Below are 19,328 nucleotides of genomic sequence, written 5' to 3' on the forward strand. Positions count from 1 at the left end.
ACCTTAGCCTCGGTCCGGGGCGGTGACCATCGCGAGCAGGCCGGGGCTCTCACCGCCGAGCAGCACCATGCCATCATCCACGCGCTGCTTGGGGTGCGGCTCGAACGCGTCCGGTGTGGACATCGCCGTGTGCAGCGCGTCCCGGCCGACCAGAATCCGCCCGGTCGGGTCGACACAGACCGCCGACGGCAGCAGCGGCGAGCCGTCGAACAGCAACGGCCGCGCGTCCCGATCCGGCAGGCGGAGGACCGCGACCGTGCTGGAGGTACCGAAGTCGATGCCCAACCGGGCCGCGGCAACCCGATCCGAAGCGGTCACCCGCACAACGTATCGAACCCGATCACGCAGATCCTAAACGTCGACCCGCGCCTGCTTGTACCGTGTGCAGTCGTGGCTGCGGAGCACCAACGGCGGGAGATGGCGCTCGCCATCGAGGCAGACGACGGCCCGGAAACGGCGGCTGTAGGCGTACCGGTCGGCGGGCGCTACCGCGGCACATGGCTGCGGATCGCGGTCGAAGCAGCGGTTGCGTCCGTTTTGAAGGGCTCCCCAGACCACCGGACCACCGCAGTATCGGCACTCGTCCGAGCGCAGGGGTTTTGGGGCGTTAATACTCATTTGCGAATGATCTCAAAACATGTCCCTAATAGGCGCATTCTGGCCACGGCGCGGCGCAGTCGGAGGTGTCGGTCCCAGACCACAGGAGATGAGCCGAGATGCAGTACCTGATTTCCGTGATCTTTGACAAGCCCGACCTCGCCACCCCGGACGAGATGGCTGCGATCGACGTCTTCAACGACCAGCTCAACGCGGACGGTCACTGGGTCTTCGCCGGTGGCCTCGCGGAGCCAGGCGCGGCCACCGTCATCGACAACCGCGGTGGGGAGGCGCTGTTCACCGACGGGCCGTTCCTCGAGTCCAAGGAGTACCTCGCCGGCTTCTGGATCATCGAGGCCGCCGGCCTCGACGTGGCGCACAGGCTCGCCGCCGAGGGGTCGAGGGCCTGCAATCGGAAGGTCGAGGTGCGGCCGTTCCGGTGAGCGAGGTCGACGTCCCGGAGGCGATCACCCAGGCGCACACGCGGGAGTGGGCGCGGGTGGTCGCCGCCCTGACCAGGCGTTTCGGTGACCTGGACATCGCCGAGGAGGCGGCGGCCGATGCGTTCGCGACCGCCGTCGAGCGGTGGCCGGCCGACGGCGTGCCCCCCAACCCCGGCGCCTGGCTGACCACCACCGCCAACCGCAAGGCCATCGACCGGATCCGGCGCGAGAACAAGCGCGACGACAAGCAGAAGGAGGCTCAGATGTTGTACGACGACGACCCGCCCGAGCCTCTCGGCGCCATCGACGACGAGCGGCTCCGCCTGATCTTCACCTGCTGTCACCCGGCGCTCGCGCTGGAGACCCGCGTGGCGCTGACGCTGCGCATGGTCGGCGGTCTGACCGTGCCCGAGATCGCCCGTGCCTTCCTGGTGCAGGAGACCGCCATGGGGCAGCGGATCACCCGCGCGAAGACCAAGATCAAGGCGGCTCGCATCCCCTATCGGGTGCCCTCCGCGGAGGATCTGCCGGCACGCGTCTCCGGCGTGCTCGCCGTCCTCTTCCTCGTCTTCAACGAGGGCTACCTGGCGACCGGCCCGGACACCGACCCCGTGCGTCACGACCTGACCGCCGAGGCGATCCGGCTCACCCACCTGATCCGTGACCTCATGCCGCAGGACGGCGAGGTGGCCGGGCTGCTGGCGCTGATGCTCCTCACCGAGGCCCGCCGCACCGCCCGGGTTTCGGCGACCGGCGAACTGGTCACCCTCGACGAGCAGGACCGCGGGGCCTGGGACGCGGCACTGGTCGCCGAGGGTCATCGGCTGGTGCGCGAGCGCCTGGCCGCCGGGGTGGCTCCGGGTCGCTACCAGATCCTCGCAGCGATCAACGCCGTACACACCTCCGCCCGCGATGTACGTGACACCGACTGGTCGCAGGTCGTCGCCCTCTACGACCAGCTCGTCCGCATCGACACCTCACCGATCATCGCCCTCAACCGGGCCATCGCGGTCGCCGAGCTTGACGGCCCAGAGGTCGCACTGGCAGCCGTCGACCGCCTTGAGGACAGGTTGGCCGGCTATCACGCCTTCCATGCGACCCGCGCCGACCTGCTGCGCCGGCTGGGGCGCAGTCAGAAGTCGCGCGCGGCGTACGACAAAGCCATCGAGCTGGCGGGCAACGCCGCCGAGATCGCCTACCTGACCCGCCGCCGCGACCAGCTGGGCTAGATCTTGAGGTTGGGCTCAGGATCAGGATCGAGTTCTGAGCTGCCGCGATGTCCGTCGCGGTCCATGCTGTTGCTCCCGCGGCCTCGCCCTGCGCGGTCCACAATCGACAGAGCGCGCGGCGCGCCGGACCGGGGCGGGTTGTGGACCGCGGAGGGTAAGGCCGCGGGAGTAATAGAGAAGGGGCACATGGGAAGAAGCCGTTGCCACCGACGGCAACCGATACTTCGTAGGTCAGGATAGGCGGACCGGGAATAGGTGTACGGCGTGAGCGTAACGATTGATGTGGCGCCCTCGACCGCCGGCCGACCCGTGACGGCAAAGACCAAGCTGCACGTCATCACCGCCAATGTGGTGCTACTGCGACCCCCGACGCTCAGCGCGCTGAAGGCCATGTTGTGGGCGGATGTGCTGACCAAGGCGACCCGTCAGATCAGGCCGGCGACGATCACCTATCGCGCGCACGTGGACGTCGACACGTTGGGGTTCTGGGAATTCTTGGACCGGGTCGCCGGCGACCGGCACTATCCCGGACTCGACTCTGCCGACCTGGCGGCGCTATATCACCGGTACCGCCGGCAGCCCTGGCAGCCGCCGCACAAACGACTCATTTCCTATGCGCAGGCGGTCGCTTTCGGTTGGCTGCATCCGGCCGGCCGGCGCACTGTCGACCTCTTCACGCGATACGCGCGGCTGCTTCGGCTGGCTGGTTTTGACGCGCTGCCGGACGCGGCGGGTTCGGCGGCGGCAGCCGGGAACGGCACCGCCACCACGCTGGCGCACGCCTACGGCGGCGCCCTGCCCAGGCACCTGACCCGAACCGTCCTCGATCTGGCGCCGGCCATCGACCGGCAGGAGCCCGCGGTGATTCTGCACGACGTCCGCCGTACGGGGACTACAAGCGCCTGGAGCGGACGCTGCGCGGGTGGGTCCCGGCCCTGTCCCGGCTGGCGCTGCGCCGCTTGCACGACGACATGCCCGGTGGCGGCGACTCGGCGTCCCTGTCCGACCTCGAACGCGTCGTCGAATCAGCCCGCCAGGCACTCGGCGACCAGGCGACCCAACTGGGCGTCCGGCTGTACTTCCTCGCCGTACTGGGACGCGACGAGCCGCACCGTTTCCACCCGGGCCTGTTACACAGATGGATCGGCCGGGCAGACCGGCTGCTGTGCCGGATTGCGGGCGGCGGGGACGTTACCGCCGCGCTGCGCCGCTTCGCCCGGCAGGGATACGTCAGCCCCTACGAGCTGACCACCGACCTGCTCGGCCACCGACCCATGCCGAGAAAGGACATCGTGCGCAGCGTCTATGCCTGACGCTGGCCGCAACGCACGCGATGCGAAAGGCGGATGCCGTGACCGCGGACGCCCCTTCGACCGCTGTCGACCGGATTCTTCATATCATCACGGCCCAGCAGCGGTTCACGCCCGGCAACGAGTGCGCCGTGCGGCCCTGCCCGCGCTGCGCCGACGTGCACGGGGCGAAGATCCAGCAACAGATGGCGCGCGGTGAGCCGCTGTGCTTCCTGCTGCCCGCCTTCCCCGGCAAGTCACCGAACCCGCGCAAGGTCCTCGGCGTCCTGCCGGACATGGCCGAGGCCGTCTCGCTGGGTCGCCTCGATGAAATGTGCCGGCGTATCGGCGCCGTCTACGCTCCCGGCGCGCAGGTCGTCATCTGCTCCGACGGGCGGGTGTTCAGCGACGCGGTCGGCATCCGGGATGAGGCCATCACCGCGTACCAGCGCGCCCTGCGCGAGATGGCCGGGCGCATCGGTCCGAACACACTCGCGCTCTACCACCTCGACGACGTGTACCCCCAGGCGAGCCACGAGGACATGCGCGCGACGCTGACCGCCCGGTACGGCGAGGATCTGACCCTGCTCAAGCAGTGGATCAGCGAGGGCGGCGAGTTGCTGGCGCTGTACCGGGGAATCACCCGGTTCCTGTTCGAGGACGCCGACCGCCCGGACCGGCAGGACAGCCGGGCCGCCCGGCAACGCGACAGCCGGGCCCGCGCCTACGTGGTCATCCAGCGCAGCCGGGCGTGGGGCGAACTGGTCGGGCGGCACTTCCCCGACGCGCTGCGGCTGTCCATCCACCCCCAGGCATGCGGCGCGAAGAAGCTCGGCATCAGCCTGATGGACGCCACCGAGAACTGGCTGACCGCCTGGCACGGGGTTGCCGTGGACGTCGGCGGTCGCTTCCTGCTCATGAAGCGGTACCACGCGGAAAGCCTCGGCGCGGAGCTGGTCCACCGCGACGGGCGCCCCTCTCACTTCCGGCTCGCGGATCCGTCCAGCCTGCCGCCCTCGAAGGAGATCCAGCATGAGACCACCGCCGCCTAGCCTGCTCGATCACGTGGAACTACGGCCCCAGGCCCCGTTCGGGCTGCTCGTCGAGGCACGCACCGGGGATGCCCGGCTCGACGAGCTCCCGGCGAAGCTCTTGCTGGACAAGGCCCGCGAGCACCGGCTACTGCTGCTGCGCGGGTTCGTCCCCTTCGCCGACGCGCGGCAGTTGACCGCGTTCGGCGAGTACCTGGGCGACGTACCCATCTGGTCCTTCGGCCCGATCCTGGAGTTGGTCGAGCACGAGCACCCGGCGGACGGGGTGTTCGGCAACAACTGGCTGCCGTTCCACTGGGACGGCATGTTCCTCGATCGGATCCCGGAATTTCAAGTATTCCAATGCATCTACGCACCGGGCGATGGCCAGGGCGGGCGCACCGTCTTCTCGGACACCACGCTGGTCCTGGCGGACCTCCCGGCGGACTCGCGTTCCGTCTGGGAGGCGACCGAGGTGGTCTACACGGTCGCCAAGAAAGCCCACTACGGCGGGCTGGTGCGCTCCCCGCTGGTCGTACCGCATCCGGACCGCAGCTTCCCGACCTTGCGATACCACGAGCCGGTACCGGCGGAGATGGCCTACCCGAACCCGGTCACGCTGCGGTACGAGGGCATTCGCCCCGACGAGGTACCGCGGGTCGAACAGACGGTACGCGAGGCGCTGTACCACCCCCGGCACGCCTACACCCACGACTGGCACACCGGAGACGTCGTCATCGCCGACAACTACACACTGCTACACGCCCGCGAGTCCTACACCAGGCACTGCAACCGACACCTCCGCCGGGTGCACGTGATGGGCGATCCGCCGTTGACCAACCCCGCGCTGCCGCGCCCGTGACCGCGTCCCAGGATCGGTACACCTTCGACAACGCCGCCCCCACGGCGGCCCAGCGGGTTCGGCTGCTCGCCGAGTCGATCGACGGGCACACCACCGAAGTGCTCGCCGGGCTGGGCATCGCACAGGGCTGGCGGTGCCTGGAGGTGGGTCCGGGCGCCGGCACAATCACCGCCTGGCTGGCCGCCCGGGTCGGTCCGCGCGGCCGAGTCACCGCGCTGGACCTCGACCCGCGGCACGTACCGGGCGGCCCGACCATCGAGGTACGCCAGGACGACGTGCGCACCGCCGCCCTGCCCGATGCCCACTTCGATCTGATCCACGCCCGGCTCGTGCTGATGCACCTGCCGGAGCGCGACGAGGTGCTGCGCCGCTTGGCCGGTGCGCTGCGCCCGGGCGGGCTGCTGGTCGTCTCCGATTGGGACACCACCTGGCGCCGGGGGCTGCTCATCGCGGCCAGCGACCCAGCCGCGGCCGGCGCGTTCGACGCCTACCAGGACGCGCTGGCCAACCTCGTGGTCAGCAACGGCGGCGACCTCGCGTGGGCCAGCCGCGTACCGCTGGCGATGCGCTCCACCGGGCTGGTCGGCATCACCGGGGTCGGGCACAACCGGCTGCACGCCGGCGGCGACGCCGGCTGCCTGCTGCACGCCGCGAACACTCACCAACTGGCCGACCCGTTGCGCCGGTGGGGGTTGACCGTCGAGCAGATCGAGCGGGTACGCGCGGCGATGGCCCACCCCGACACGTTGATCCACTCGTACTGGCTGTACACGACGGTCGGCCGCCGCCCGGAGGAGTGAGAGTCCGTCGGGCTCCATCAGCGCTCGCCGAAGACCTGTAGCTCGGACACGCTGCCGCCCGAGCCGCTGGAATCGGTGACCGTCAGCCGGACGTGGCGGGCCGGCACACCGCCCGTGGCGAGCGAATAGTTGGTCGCCCCGGTGGTCAGCGACCCGGTGTGGTCGTCGAGCAGGGTCCAGGTGGTGGGCGTGTCGCCGGCGTCGGCGGAGACCTCGACCCGGTACCGGTAGCCGCTCGCCTTCTCGAAGGTCGTCACCACCGCCGTCACCTGCCGGACCGCACCGAGGTCGACCTGCAACCAGGACGGGTCCGGCAGGCCGGCTCCCTGTGCCCAACGGGTGCCGGGGGCGCCGTCGACGGCCTTCTCCGGTGCGTACTCGGCGGAGTACCGCGAGGAGCTTGTGGCCTTCGCGTGGCGGGCGAGGTTGTCCAACTGGGGTTGGGTGACCGTCACCGTCGCGCTCGGCGCGCCGAGGTTGCCCGCCGCGTCGCGGGCCCGGACCGTGAGGGGGTAGGTGGTGCCCGGGACGAGGCCGCCGATCCGCACCTTCGTGGTCGCGGAGGCACTGACCAGGCGCCCGTCGGCGAAGATCTCGTAGCCGGTCACCGCCACGTTGTCGCGGGCCGTGGTCCAGCTCAGGTCCGCGACCGAGGGCAGGACGGCGACGGCGGACACCCCCTCGGCCCGGCCCGGCGCGGTCCGGTCGGCGATCGGTGCCGGCGGGTCGAGGTCGCGGTAGGCGGGTTCGAGCCCGGCGCCGGTCGTGACGGAGGCGGGCAGGGCGTCGCAGGACGGCACGACGGCGTTGTCGGCGATCACGTTGTTGGGGCTGCCCTGCACGGCGACATCTGGGTTGGTGGTGACGTTGTGGTCGGCGGCGTTGTACCGCGCTCCGCCTCCGTTGATGAGCAGCCACCGTACGTCGGTACGGCAGAAGGCGTTCTCGGTGACGTGCACGAAGCGGCTGCCCTCGTCGAGGTAGACCGGGCCGTACCCGGTCGGCCCGAGGTCGTGGACGTAGTTCCGGTGGATGACGGTGCCGGGGTCGGCGCCCAGGTGGTAGATGCCGCCGCCGTCGGCGAGCGTGTTCATCAGGTCGTAGATGTGGTTGGCGTAGACCGCGTTGTCCAGGCTCGTCGTGGCGGTGTCGTACATGGTGACGCCGAGGTTGCCGGGATAGGCGGGGTTGCCGCCCGGATCGGTCAACCCGAAGCCCCAGCCGATCGAGATGCCGCTGTAGGGCAGGTTGTGCAGGGTGTTGTGGTGCACCGCGCTGCGGGTGGTGTACCCGACGAAGATCGCGACGGCGTCCGCGTACTCGGTGCCGATCCGGGTGACCAGGTTGTTGGCGAGGGTGTTGTCGCTGGTGATCAGGCGCGGGTCGGCGGGGTGGTGGTCGGCCTCGTCGATGCCGCCGAGCTGGATGCCGGCGGAGGAGATGTCCTCGAACCGGTTGCCGATGACGGTGCCGCGCTGGCTGCCGGTGCCCAGGTTGAGCCCGGCGGCGCCCAGCCGGGTGAAGACGTTGCGGTCGAAGGCGAGGTCGCGATCGTTCTCGAAGCTCACCGCGGCCGGGGTCTTGGCCCAGGCCGCACGGGTGGAGTCGAAGTCGGGGTTGGTGGCGACGGCGCCGACGATGTGGAACCCGGCCTGCACGTCGGCATAGCCCTCGTCGGTGTCGGGTGCGAGCCAGGTGGCGTACGAGAAGGTCAGCCCTTGGAACCGGAGGTTGCGCACCGGGTCGCCGGGCGTGCCGTGGCCCCGGATCAGCGTCTCCAGCCTGGGCGCCACGACGTTCGCCGTCGCCATGTCCTGCCCGGTGAGCGGCTTGTAGTACAGGTAGCCGGCGGTCCGGTCGAGATACCACTCGCCGGGCTCGTCGAGCAGTTCGTAGGCGTTCTCGAACCAGGTCGGCGCCTCCATGCCGATGCCGGTGTGCAGGTTGGCGTTGTGCCAGCACGGCTGCTGCACGGCGACGGCGGTGCCGGCGATCGACGCGACCGGGCAGCGGATGAGCTTCCAGGCGATCTGGGTGACCACCTCGACGTCGGACTGGTTTCGCCACCCGGCGCGGGTGCTGTCCGGTGCGGTGAACCCGTTGTCGGCCTTGGTGAAGCCGGTCAGCGGGGCCTGGGTGCGGGCCCGGGTGGCGCGCCGGCCGTCCACGAAGAGCTGGCGGGTCTTCAGGTCGCCGACCGGAGCCCGGTAGATGCCGCTGGCCGCGTCGTACCTCGACCAGCCGGTGATGCGCTGCCCCCGCTGATCACCGGGCGCTGGCCGGCGATCGCGCGGTACGTCACGCGGTGCCCGTCGGCGCCCGAGTCGGCGCCGGTCAGTTCGAGGGTGCGGTCCAGGACGTACGTGCCGCCCTGGAGGTTGACGAACACGTCGCCGCCACGGCCGGTGAGCTTGCGCGCCTCGTCGCGAGCGCGTTCGAGCGTCCGGAACGGGCGGGCCTTCGTGCCGGGCGCGGTGTCGGCGCCGCTCGGTGCCACGTAGATCTGGGCGGTCGACGAGCTGGCCGAGGCGGCGCCCGGGAGGGGCAGGAGGGTGGCGGTGAGGGCGAGGGCGAGGATCCTGGTGCCACGCCGCCGGTCGGGTGTCTTCAACGAGTTCCTCCGTCCTCGGCGAGGCCCGGCTCGGTGGCGGCCTGGACCAGCCCGCCGCTGTCGACCGAGTCGTCGGTGCGGATCGGGTTGCCCCACACGAGGGCCTCGTAGTACGTGGTGTTCGGGATGGCCATGCAGAGGTGCTGGTTGACCACGCCCATGCCGTGCACCTCGGCGCGCAGGCCGAAGCTCTCCGCCAGGTGGGCGACGCGTATGGCCCCCGTGATGCCGCCCTTGAAGATGGCGGAGGTCCGCACCCGGGTGGCCGTGCCGAGGGCGATGAAGTCGGCGATGTTCCGGTGTGCGCCGTCGCTGGTCTCCCCGACCAGCAGCGGCACGCCCACCCGCTCGGCGAGCCAGCGATGGCTGGTGATGTTGAACTCGCGCATCGGCTCCTCGTACCAGAGGAAGTCCGACTCGGACAGGACCCGGCCAAGGGACACCGCGTCGGCGAGGTCGAAGCCGGCCGAACCGTCGTACATGAGCGGGAAGTCGTCGCCGACGTGCGCGCGCAGCGCGACGGCGAGCTTGGCATCGCGGCGGGCGTCGCCCCAGGCGTGCAGCTTGATGGCCCGGAAACCCCGGGCGATGCACTGGTCGGCGACGTCGAGGTACTCCTCGATCGAGTCGTAGGTGACCGTCGAGGCGTACGCCGGGATCGACTGGCGGAAGTTGCCGAGCAGCTCGTGGACCGGGGCGCCGGCGATCCGTCCGGCGATGTCCCACAGGGCGACGTCGACGAGGCCGAGGAAGTAGAGCGGGAACTCCTCGATGCGGTCCAGCTCCCACATCCGGTGCCACAGCCATTCCCGGCGCAGCGCGTCCTGGCCCAGCAGCTCGTCGCGGATGCGCCGGCCGACCAGGTCGGCGGCGATGACGCCGCGCGGGGTGGGTGCGCTGCCGACGACGCCGTCGCGGGTGCGGATGCGCAGGACGCCGGCCTGGCGGGCCGGCTCCGCGCCGGGCAGCCCGTCGCGCCACCGGTATCCGGGCTGTGCCGGCAGCTCCACCACGTCGACCCAGACGTCCTGGATCCGCGAGCCCCTCATCCCGCGTCCGGGGTGGGGTCGGCCTTGAGCAGCCGGTTGTGGATGCGTTCCTCGAACTGGGCCTGGGTGGTGTCGACGTGCTCGATCATGGCGGCCGCCGCCGCGTCCGGCCGCCCCTCGGCGATCGCGGCGGCGATCGCGAGGTGCTGGTGCGCCGCGACCTCCAGCGAGCCCGGAAGCTCGCCGAGGAACAGCAGCCGGTCGGACTGCGCGGCGAAGTCCCGGATGTCGCTGACGGCGGCTTCGAGGAAGACATTGCCGGCGGCCACGGCGACGGCGTCGTGGAAGAGGGCGTCGAAGCGGGCGAACTCGCTGGGGTCGGCCTCGGCCCACACCGCCATCGTGCCCTCCGCGGCCTCCCGGACCGCCCGTACCTGGATCGGGGTGGCCAGGTTGGCGGCCCGGCGGGCGGAATCCGCCTCGATCAGGCGCCGGTACTCGAACATCATGCGGACCTGTACCAGGTCGGTCGGCTGGAAGTAGGCGATCCGCCGGCCGGCGATCGGGTTGGCGGGCGCCGCGACGAAGAGGCCGGCGCCCTTGCGTACGCTGATGCGCCCGACCGCGGCCAGCACCTTCACCGCCTCCCGGGTGACCGTCCGGCCGGTCTGCAGGATCTCGGCGAGGCCGCGCTCGGTGGGCAGCCGGTCGCCGGGCCGCAACTGCTGCTCGGCGATGTACTCCAGCAGGCGCTCCGCGGCGAGCACGTAGCCCGGCTGGTAGGCGGTGGCCGGTGCGGGCGTCGCGGTGTCACGCGCCCCGTCGCCCGGGGTGCCTGGTGAGGTCGTCAAGCCGCTCTCCAACCAACAGAAGCTTCAGATCTATCTCGATCCCCGACGTTACACCAGGGTGTCAGGCGAGTATAGATCTGACTCTTCTCGTCACGTCGAGCCTTGACAGCGCGGAAATCTCCAGCCAATACTGGCCGCCACTCCGAAAGCCGCCACCGATAGATCTGATACTTCAGTTGCCGGGTGACGTCTCCCCGGCCCCACGAAGGGCTCCCCCATGAACCGTCACGCGCGCCGCCGTGCCGCCGGCACGGTCAGCCTGGCGCTCGTCGCCGCACTGGCCCTGACCGGCTGCGGCAACGACAGCGGCGAGAAGCCATCCGCCCCCGACCCGCACGCGAAGGTCGTCGTCTGGGCCGACGCCACCCGGCTGCCCATGGTCGAGGCGTACCAGAAGTCCCACCCCGACGCGAAGATCGACCTGACGACCATCCCCAACGAGGCCGGCTACGTCCAGACCAAGGTCCAGCTCGCCAACCGCTCCGGGCAGGGCTGGCCGGACGTCGTGTTCACCGGCGCCGACGTCGCGGCGCTACAGGCCAAGCCCTACAACTGGGCGGCACCGCTGGACGACTACGTCAAGAAGGATGTCGTCGACGGCTTCGCCGCCAGCTCCACCACCAACTGCACCATCGACGGCCACCTCTACTGCCTGCAGAACGACATCGCGCAGACCGTGCTCTGGTACGACAAGGGCCTGCTGGACCAGTTCGGCTACACCGTGCCGAAGACCTGGGCGGAGTACCAGCAACTGGGTGCCAAGGTCGCCGCCGAGCACCCGGGCTACGTCGTCGGCGCGCTGGGCGCGCACGGCATGATGTACACCTACTACCAGGCCAGCGGCTGCCCGCTCAGCGAGGTCAGGTCCGACACCGAGGTACGCATCGACGCGCGCGCCCCCGAGTGCACCCGGGTCAACGACCTGCTCCAGCCCATGCTGGACAACGGTTCGGTGTCCCGCCTCGATCCGTTCGACCCGGCCTTCGTCAAGCTCGGCACGGACCGGAAGCTGCTCATGCTGCCGTTCGCCTCCTGGGCAGGGAACTTCGCGTTCAAGCCGACGTTCAAGACGCCGCCGGGGCAGCTCTCCGCCGCGCCGATGCCGACCTGGCCGGGCGAGACGGTCGGGTATTCGGGCGCCGTAGGCGGTGGGGTGTGGGTGATGGGCCGGCACGCGGCCAACCCGCAGGGCGCTGCCGACCTCATCACCTGGCTGACGACCGACATCGAGCTGCAGAAGGCCCAGCCGACGTACCCCGCCTACCAGCCGGCCGCGAAGGCGTGGGCCGCGGCCAAGGCGACCGACCCCTACTACGCGGCCGACCCCACGCCGGTGTTCGCCACCCAGGCCGAACTGATTCGCGACAACTGGAACTACACCCGCTTCGCGTCGACCCTGACCAACGGATACAACGAATCCGTCGCCAAGGGCATCCAGGACCGCGGCAAGCTGTCCGATCTGCTGCCGGCCTTCGCCAAGACGCTGGGCCAGGCCGCCGAGGACACCGGCTACACCGTCATCCAATAGAAGGACGTCGATCAAAATGCATTCCCGGGTACGGCCCGACCGCACCGCCCCCTACCTGCTGATCGCGCCGTACGTGCTGTTCCTCGTGCTGTTCGGTGTGGTACCCGCCGCGTACGCCGTCTGGGTGTCCCTGCGAACCCAGGAGGACACGTTCGCCGGCGCCCGCAACTGGGTCGCGGTGTTCACCGACGAGCGCCTCCTGCCGTCGGTGCAGAACGTCGGGTCGTACCTGGGAATGTGGCTGCCCACGATGCTCCTGCTGGTAACCGGACTGTCCCTGCTGGCACACCAGCGCGGCGGGCGGGTCTCTCAGGTCAGCCGCTTTCTCTGGTACGTGCCGGGTGCCGTCACCGGCGCGGCCGCGGCTCTGCTGTGGCTGTTCATGCTCAGCCCCGGGATCAGCCCGTTCTCCCCGCTGCTGGACCTGGCCGGCGTGACGTCCGGCTCCGACCTGCTGGCCGGGCAGGGCCTGTCGATGGTGCTGACCCTGATGGGCACGATGATCACCGCGGGCGGCTGGATCGTGGTGGTCTACGCGGCGCTCAACAGCGTGCCCGAGGAGGTGATCGAGGCGGCGCGCGTCGACGGCGCCGGGCCGTGGCAGGTCGCCTGGCGGGTCAAGGTGCCGCACATCCGCCCGCAGTTGGCGCTGATGCTCATCTCCAGCTTCGCGTACGGCACCCAGATCTTCGTGGAGCCCCAGGTGCTGCGGTCGGCCTTCCCCAGCCAGGTCAGCCAGACCTGGTCGGTGAACCAACTCGCCTACTTCTTCGCCACGGAGCGCGGCGACTTCGGCATGGCCGCCGCCCTCTCGCTGCTGCTGCTCGCGGCCGGCCTGCTGGTGGCGGTGCTGGTCGTCGCCCGCACCGACCTCTACGCCACCGAAGCACGGAAGGGCTGACATGACCGTACGGCGATCCCCCGTGACCCGGCGGGCCGGCTCGGCGGTGGGCACGGTGGTGCTGCTGGTCACCGCCACCGCCTTCGTAATCCCGGTGATCTGGCTGCTGCTGGCGCCGACCCACAGCCGGGCCCGGCTGACCGCCGGCTCGTCGCTGAGCTTCGGCTCCCTGGACGACCTCGGCCGGGCCTGGACCAACCTGATGTCCTATCAGGACGGTCAGGTGCTGCGCTGGCTGCTCAACTCGGTGGGCTACTCGGCAGGCGCGGTACTGCTCGCACTGCTCATGGCCGCCCCGGCGGGCTACGCCCTGGCGATGTACGACTTTCCGGGGCGCCGGGCCGTGCTCAACGCCACCCTGCTCACGATGATCATCCCGCAGGCGGCGCTGATCCTCCCGCTGTACCTGGAGATGGTGCAGTTCGGCCTCGTCGGCACCGTGTGGTCGGTGATCCTGCCCAGCGCCTTCTTCCCGTTCGGGGTCTACCTCAGCTACCTCTACTACAACGAGAGCGTGCCCCGCAGCCTGCTCGAGGCCGCCCGCATGGACGGCGCGGGCGAGCTGCGGATCTTCTGGTCGCTCGGGCTGCCGCTGGGCCGGCCCGCCCTCGGGCTCATCGGCTTCTTCTGCTTCGTGCAGGCGTGGAACCAGTACTTCCTGCCGTTCGTGATGTTCTCCAGCGACCACCTGTACAACCTGCAACTGGGGCTGCAGACGCTGATCAGCTCGACCGGGGCGGTCAACCCGTCCTACGGCGCCACCACCCTGCCGATCTACCAGCCGGAGGCGGCGCTGGCCGCCATCCTGACCGTGGCCCCGACGCTCGTCGTCTTCGTCGTCGCCCAGCGCTACCTGCGGGCCGGCCAGGTTCGCGGCGCCGTGAAGGGCTGATCGTCCCGGTCACCCGACAGTCCTCGGGCGCGTCGACGGAACTGTTTGTGAATCGTGCGCCCGGCTTTCGTTCAGTGGCCGTCAAGTACCCAGATCTACGCTGACCGCGATCACTGTTGAGCAGGCCAGATGTTGAAGGGTATACGTTGATGACGACGACTCGCCGCACGTTGCTGGCCGGATCCGCGGCGATCGCGGCTGGCGCCGCACTCGAAGCGCCCGCCGCGCAGGCACACAACCGATCTGGCGGCAAGCAAAAGCCCACTGTGGTACTCGTGCACGGCGCGTTCGCCGACGCCTCCGGCTGGAACGGCGTCGCCGCACAGCTCATCCGCGACGGCTACCCGGTCATCGCCCCGCCGAACCCGCTGCGCGGCGTGGCCGCCGACTCCGCCTACCTGGCCAGCATCCTGGCCACGCTGGGCGGCCCGCTCATCCTCGCCGCGCACTCCTACGGCGGCATCGTCGTCACGAACGCCGCGACCGGCAACGCGAACGTCAAGGCGCTGGTCTACGTGGCCGCGTTCGCACCGGATCAGGGTGAGACGTTGCTGGGCCTGCAGACGACGTACCCGGGAAGCAGGCTGAACGAGGCGGCGCTGGACTTTCGTCCCTACGGTGCGGGCCTCGTGGATGGCTACATCAAGCGTGAGGTCTTCCGCGATGTATTCGCCGGCGACGTGCCCAGGTCGACCACCGACCTGATGTGGGCCGGCCAGCGGCCGGCCGACGCCCGAACCCTCGGGGAGCCGTCCGGCGCCCCGGCCTGGAAGACCATTCCGTCCTGGTACCTCGTGGCCCGCAACGACCAGGTGCTGCCCGCCGCGGCGCAGCGGTTCATGGCACAGCGCGCCGGCGCCCAGGTCCGGGAGGTCGGTGCCTCGCACATCGCGATGATCTCGCAGCCCGCCGTGACAGCCGAGCTCATCAAGCGCGCCGCGCGCTGACGAGACCGTGGAGGGGCAGCGATGTTCGAGCGGTTGGGGCGGACGATGGTCCGCCGCCGGTGGTGGGTCGTCAGCCTGGCCCTGGCCTTCATGGCGTTCGGCGGCGTCTGGGGTACGCAGGTCTTCGGCGCGTTGACCACCGAAGGGTTCGACGACCCGGCCAGCGAGAGTTCCCGTGCGGTCGAACGCGCCGAGGCGACACTGGGCCGGACCGGCAACGACGTGGTGGTGCTCTACAGCAGCCCTACCATGACCGTCGACGACCCGGCGTTCCAGCGGGCCGTCACCGAGACGCTCGACGCGCTCCCGGACGGCGTGGTGGCCGGGGCCGTCACCTATTGGAGCACCACCAGCCCGGCCCTGATCAGCCACGACCGGCACGCCACCTACGCGGTGCTGACCCTGGCCGGCGACGACGAGACGCAGCGCGGCGAAGCACTGGAGCAGATCGAGGACGAACTGGCCGCACCCGGCCTGCAGACCCAGGTCGGCGGCATCACCGCGGTCAGCCGCGACATCGGCGAGCAGGTCGCGGCGGACATCGCCCTCGCCGAGACGATCTCCATACCGGTCCTGCTCGTGCTCCTGGTGCTCGTCTTCGGCAGCTTGGCCGCGGCCAGCCTGCCGCTCGCGATCGGCGGCCTGGCCATCCTCGGGGCGTTCACCGCGCTACGCGGGATGAGCTACCTGACCGACGTCTCGGTCTTCTCCATCAACGTGGTGACGATCCTCGGGCTGGGCCTCGCGATCGACTACGGCCTGTTCATGGTCGGCCGGTTCCGGGAAGAGATCGCCCGCGGGCTCGGCGTCGAGGACGCGGTCGCCCGCACGATGGCCACCGCCGGTCGTACCGTCGCGGTCTCCGGCGTCACCGTCGCGGTCTCCCTCGCAGGACTGCTGATCTTCCCGATGACCTTCCTGCGCTCGATGGGCCTCGGCGGCCTGTCCGCGGTCGTGGTGGCGATGGTGGCCGCGCTGACCGTGCTACCCGCCCTGCTCGCCATCCTCGGCCCCCGGGTGGAGGCACTCTCGGTGCGGCGACTGCTCCGCCGCCCGCCGCGGTCGGCTCCCGTAGCGGGCGAGATCGCGCACGGATTCTGGTACCGCCTCGCGCACAGCATCATGCGCCGCCCGATCCTCTACACGGTCGGGGTACTCGCGATCCTGCTGCTGGCCGCCGCGCCGTTCCTGCGCGTCGAGTTCGGCGGCATCGACCCCAGAGTGCTCCCGGCCGGCACGCAGAGCCGCGTGGTCTCCGAAACCGTCGACCGCGACTTCGTCCAGAACAGCCAGCTACCGATCGAGGCGATCGTGACCTCGTCCGACCCGGCCGGTCTGGAGCGCTACGTCGCCGCCGTCCGGACCGTCGACGGGGTGACCGGGGCCGAGGTCACCGGCCAGTCCGGCGACGCCGCCCGGGTCACGATCACCTACCAGAGCGACCCCATATCGGCGCAGGCGCGCGACCTGGTGAGCCGGGTCCGGGCCGTACCGGCACCACCCGGCGGCGAGGTGCTGGTCGGTGGCCTGACCGCCCGGCTGGCCGACCAGCTCGACACCGTGGGCGATCTACTGCCCTGGATGGCGCTGATCATCGTCGGCGCCACGTTGGTCCTGCTGTTCCTCGCCTTCGGCTCGGTCGTACTGCCGATCAAGGCGATCGTGATGAACATCCTGTCGCTCGGCGCCTCGTTCGGCGCGCTGGTCCTGATCTTCCAGGACGGCCACCTGTCCGGCCTGCTGAACTTCACCTCCACCGGAACGCTGGAGGCGACCCAACCGATCCTCGTGCTCGCCGTCGTGTTCGGACTGTCGATGGACTACGAGGTCTTCCTGATGTCCCGGATCCGCGAAGAGTACGACCGCACCGGCGACAACACCGCGGCGGTCGCGGTCGGACTGCAACGCAGCGGCCGGATCATCACCAGCGCCGCCCTGCTCATCCTGGTCGTCATCGGGCTGTTCTCCATCTCCGGAATCACGTTCATCAAACTCATCGGCGTGGCCCTGCTCATCGCGATCCTGGTCGACGCCACCGTCGTCCGGGCCTTGCTGGTACCGGCCACCATGCGCCTGCTCGGCAACGCGAACTGGTGGGCACCGGCGCCACTGCGACGCTTCTACGCCCGCCACGGGCTCCGTGAAACGGAGGACCCGCCCCCGCCGGCGCCAGACCTCCGTCTCTCCCGAGCCCATACTTGAGGAGCCTGAGATGCCGACCCGAGTGACCCGGCAGACCGTGGACCTGTCCGCCTACCCAGACCTGCTGGTCCTGTACCTCGGCATGCGGGTGAACCGCCTGTATGGGATCCGGACCTTCATGAGTTTCGGACGGAAGATCCGTGAGTCGGTCGCGGACAAACCCGACGGGCTGCTGCTGCACGAGCCCGTGTACTACTCGATCTTCCCGATGAACATGGGCATGCGCCAGTACTGGCGCGACCTGCCCTCGCTGCTCGCCTACGCCCGGTCGGAGCCGCATCGGCAATGGTGGCTGGGCTTCCTACAGGACTCCGGCGGCACCGGCTTCTGGCACGAGACGTACTCAGCCAGGGGCGGAATGGAGGCCGTCTACGACGACGTACCCAAGCCGCTCGGCTTTGGACGGTTCGCTGGGATCCAGCGCGCTCGTGGACCCATGTTCGGCTCCGCGGCCCGCCTGGGACGCTCCGACGGTGGCATCCCAGCCGTCTCCGAGACGGACCTCTACGGGTCCTAAAGGGCAGCCACGTGAACGACGGTGCGGCGCCGCGCGGGCCGGTCCTGGACGACGAGCAGTTCCGCCGGCTCGCCGAGTACGGCGAGGTGGAGCACGCCGAGGTCGGCCGGGACCTGTTCACGTCCGGCGACGACTCCTACGACTTCTTCCTGCTCCAGTCGGCCACTGTGGACATCGTCCGGGACGCGACGGCGATCGAGCCGGAGCGTCTGATCTACCACGGTGGCCCCGGCGACTTCCTCGGCGAGCTCAACCTGCTGACCGGCCAGCACGTCTACCTGACCGCCCGGGTCGTGTCCGCCGGGACAGTCGTCCGGATCGGCGCGTCGATGCTGCGCCGGGCCCTGGCCGAGCAGGTCGACATCGCCGACATCCTCATCGAGGCGTTCCGGGAACGGCGCGAGGTCATCCGCGCGGCGGCCGGCAACGCCCTGGAACTCGTCGGCCGGCCGGACGCCGCGCAGACGCTGGAGTTGCGCACCTACGTGACGCAACTGCTCCTGCCGCACACCTGGTTCGACGCCGCCTCGCACTCCGGCCGCTCGCTGATGAGACTGGCCGGGCTCGGCGAGGACGACCTTCCGGCCGCGATGGTCAACAGTTCGGTGCTGCCGCGCGCCACACCCAGAACCGTTGCCGAGGCGCTCGGTCTCACCTACCGGGCCGACGGACGCCCGGTCGATCTCGTCGTCGTCGGCGCCGGCCCGGCAGGTCTGGCCGCCGCCGTGTACGGGGCGTCCGAGGGCCTCGCCACCGTCCTGCTGGACCGCACCGGGCTCGGCGGCCAAGCCGCCAAGAGCGCCCGCATCGAAAACTACCTAGGCTTCCCGCACGGGATCAGCGGCGAAAACCTCACCCGGCTGGCGATGATCCAAGCGCTCAAATTCGGCGTACGAATCCACTCGCCCTGCGCCGTAGCCGGCCTCGACCTCTCCGACGACCAACGGCCAGCCGTCCTGCTGGAAGACGGCACACGTATCCAGTGCCGCGCGGTGATCGCCGCGACCGGCGCGCACTACCGACGCCTCGACATCCCACAATGGACAACCTTCGAAAAGTCCGGCTGCATCCGGTACGCGGCAACCGAACTGGACGTCCGAGGCTACGAAAATCAGCCGGTGACAGTCGTCGGAGGAGCCAACTCGGCCGGGCAGGCGGCGCTATCCCTCGCAGCCCGCGGCGCGACGGTCGATCTGATCATCCGCGGCACCGACCTCGGAGTCCGGATGTCGTCCTACCTCACCGACCGGATCCAGGCACATACCCGGATCCAGGTCCACACCAGCAGCACGGTCCGCGAACTGGCCGGCGACGACACCCTCACGTCAATCGTCGCCGAGCGATCCGGCGGGCGCCAGCACCGGCTGGACAGCCGCGCACTGTTCTGCTTCATCGGCGCCGACCCGGTCTCGGACTGGCTCGCCGGCGTGGCCAAGGACAACGACCGCTTCATCCTCACCGACAGCCGGCTGCCCGCCAGATCCTCCGGCACTCCCCTACCGTTCCAAACAAGCGCACCCCGAGTCTTCGCCGCCGGCGACCTCCGCTCAGGCTCGACGAAACGGGTGGCCACCGCAGTCGGCGACGGCGCGAGCGCAGTCTCCTCCGTCCACGCCGCACTCGCCACCGACTGACATCT

The 19,328-nt window shown here is 70.2% G+C and carries 19 protein-coding genes; 13 read left to right on the forward strand and 6 right to left on the reverse strand.

Going from position 1 to position 19,328, the window contains the following annotated elements; genetic code table 11:
* Positions 1–3: 3 nt before the first annotated feature.
* A complete protein-coding gene (locus Prum_RS10190; protein ID WP_173075905.1) occupies positions 4–318 on the reverse strand; it encodes a hypothetical protein in 315 nt (104 codons plus the stop codon).
* Between the two features lie 398 nt (positions 319–716).
* Between Prum_RS10190 and Prum_RS10195 the strand changes: the two genes are divergently transcribed.
* The gene (locus Prum_RS10195) at positions 717–1,040 is read left to right on the forward strand and encodes a YciI family protein (RefSeq protein ID WP_173075907.1); all 324 of its coding nucleotides are present in this window, start codon (positions 717–719) and stop codon (positions 1,038–1,040) included.
* Positions 1,037–2,269 carry an RNA polymerase sigma factor gene (locus Prum_RS10200; protein ID WP_173075909.1) on the forward strand — a complete coding sequence of 411 codons (1,233 nt, stop codon included), beginning with the start codon at positions 1,037–1,039 and terminating at the stop codon, positions 2,267–2,269. The genes Prum_RS10195 and Prum_RS10200 overlap by 4 nt, the downstream gene beginning before the upstream one ends.
* 555 nt (positions 2,270–2,824) lie before the next feature.
* On the opposite strand, the gene Prum_RS10205 is transcribed toward Prum_RS10200, so the two are convergent.
* The gene (locus Prum_RS10205) at positions 2,825–3,142 is read right to left on the reverse strand and encodes a hypothetical protein (protein ID WP_173075911.1); all 318 of its coding nucleotides are present in this window, start codon (positions 3,140–3,142) and stop codon (positions 2,825–2,827) included.
* Positions 3,143–3,228: 86 nt separating this feature from the next.
* On the opposite strand from Prum_RS10205, the gene Prum_RS10210 reads away from it, so the two are divergent.
* Genes Prum_RS10210 through Prum_RS10225 form a run of 4 tightly spaced genes read left to right on the forward strand, consistent with a single transcriptional unit; the run spans position 3,229 to position 6,251 of the window.
* Positions 3,229–3,582, forward strand: a complete 354-nt coding sequence (locus tag Prum_RS10210; protein ID WP_173075913.1) for a hypothetical protein — start codon at positions 3,229–3,231, stop codon at positions 3,580–3,582.
* Positions 3,583–3,620: 38 nt separating this feature from the next.
* Positions 3,621–4,610, forward strand: a complete 990-nt coding sequence (locus tag Prum_RS10215; protein WP_173075915.1) for an L-tyrosine/L-tryptophan isonitrile synthase family protein — start codon at positions 3,621–3,623, stop codon at positions 4,608–4,610.
* Positions 4,591–5,451 carry a TauD/TfdA dioxygenase family protein gene (locus Prum_RS10220; protein WP_173075917.1) on the forward strand — a complete coding sequence of 287 codons (861 nt, stop codon included), beginning with the start codon at positions 4,591–4,593 and terminating at the stop codon, positions 5,449–5,451. Before Prum_RS10215 ends, Prum_RS10220 begins: the two co-directional genes overlap by 20 nt.
* Entirely contained in the window at positions 5,448–6,251 is an 804-nt protein-coding gene (locus tag Prum_RS10225; protein WP_173075919.1) for a class I SAM-dependent methyltransferase, read from the forward strand. The genes Prum_RS10220 and Prum_RS10225 overlap by 4 nt, the downstream gene beginning before the upstream one ends.
* 17 nt (positions 6,252–6,268) lie before the next feature.
* Here Prum_RS10225 and Prum_RS10230 read toward each other — a convergent pair whose 3' ends face one another.
* Genes Prum_RS10230 through Prum_RS10245 form a run of 4 tightly spaced genes read right to left on the reverse strand, consistent with a single transcriptional unit; the run spans position 6,269 to position 10,702 of the window.
* Positions 6,269–8,419 carry a discoidin domain-containing protein gene (locus Prum_RS10230; RefSeq protein WP_173075921.1) on the reverse strand — a complete coding sequence of 717 codons (2,151 nt, stop codon included), beginning with the start codon at positions 8,417–8,419 and terminating at the stop codon, positions 6,269–6,271.
* Between the two features lie 17 nt (positions 8,420–8,436).
* Entirely contained in the window at positions 8,437–8,862 is a 426-nt protein-coding gene (locus Prum_RS10235) for a hypothetical protein (RefSeq protein WP_173075923.1), read from the reverse strand.
* Complete coding sequence (locus Prum_RS10240; protein ID WP_173075925.1) at positions 8,859–9,911, reverse strand: enolase C-terminal domain-like protein; 1,053 nt, start codon at positions 9,909–9,911, stop codon at positions 8,859–8,861. Before Prum_RS10240 ends, Prum_RS10235 begins: the two co-directional genes overlap by 4 nt.
* Positions 9,908–10,702, reverse strand: a complete 795-nt coding sequence (locus tag Prum_RS10245) for a FadR/GntR family transcriptional regulator (RefSeq protein ID WP_173075927.1) — start codon at positions 10,700–10,702, stop codon at positions 9,908–9,910. The genes Prum_RS10240 and Prum_RS10245 overlap by 4 nt, the downstream gene beginning before the upstream one ends.
* Positions 10,703–10,919: 217 nt before the next feature.
* Between Prum_RS10245 and Prum_RS10250 the strand changes: the two genes are divergently transcribed.
* The 7 genes from Prum_RS10250 (at position 10,920) to Prum_RS10280 (ending at position 19,323) form a co-directional block, all read left to right on the forward strand.
* Complete coding sequence (locus tag Prum_RS10250; protein WP_173075929.1) at positions 10,920–12,230, forward strand: ABC transporter substrate-binding protein; 1,311 nt, start codon at positions 10,920–10,922, stop codon at positions 12,228–12,230.
* Between the two features lie 16 nt (positions 12,231–12,246).
* A complete protein-coding gene (locus Prum_RS10255; RefSeq protein WP_173075931.1) occupies positions 12,247–13,131 on the forward strand; it encodes a carbohydrate ABC transporter permease in 885 nt (294 codons plus the stop codon).
* A gap of 1 nt (position 13,132) precedes the next feature.
* Positions 13,133–14,023, forward strand: a complete 891-nt coding sequence (locus Prum_RS10260) for a carbohydrate ABC transporter permease (protein ID WP_173075933.1) — start codon at positions 13,133–13,135, stop codon at positions 14,021–14,023.
* Between the two features lie 149 nt (positions 14,024–14,172).
* Complete coding sequence (locus tag Prum_RS10265; protein WP_173075935.1) at positions 14,173–14,970, forward strand: alpha/beta fold hydrolase; 798 nt, start codon at positions 14,173–14,175, stop codon at positions 14,968–14,970.
* Between the two features lie 21 nt (positions 14,971–14,991).
* Entirely contained in the window at positions 14,992–17,172 is a 2,181-nt protein-coding gene (locus Prum_RS10270) for an MMPL family transporter (protein WP_173075937.1), read from the forward strand.
* A 10-nt stretch (positions 17,173–17,182) separates the two neighbouring features.
* Positions 17,183–17,689 carry a monooxygenase family protein gene (locus tag Prum_RS10275; RefSeq protein ID WP_173075939.1) on the forward strand — a complete coding sequence of 169 codons (507 nt, stop codon included), beginning with the start codon at positions 17,183–17,185 and terminating at the stop codon, positions 17,687–17,689.
* An 11-nt stretch (positions 17,690–17,700) separates the two neighbouring features.
* Positions 17,701–19,323 carry an FAD-dependent oxidoreductase gene (locus Prum_RS10280; protein WP_173075941.1) on the forward strand — a complete coding sequence of 541 codons (1,623 nt, stop codon included), beginning with the start codon at positions 17,701–17,703 and terminating at the stop codon, positions 19,321–19,323.
* Positions 19,324–19,328 lie beyond the last annotated feature (5 nt).

The organism is Phytohabitans rumicis, from assembly GCF_011764445.1.
Taxonomy (GTDB): domain Bacteria; phylum Actinomycetota; class Actinomycetes; order Mycobacteriales; family Micromonosporaceae; genus Phytohabitans; species Phytohabitans rumicis.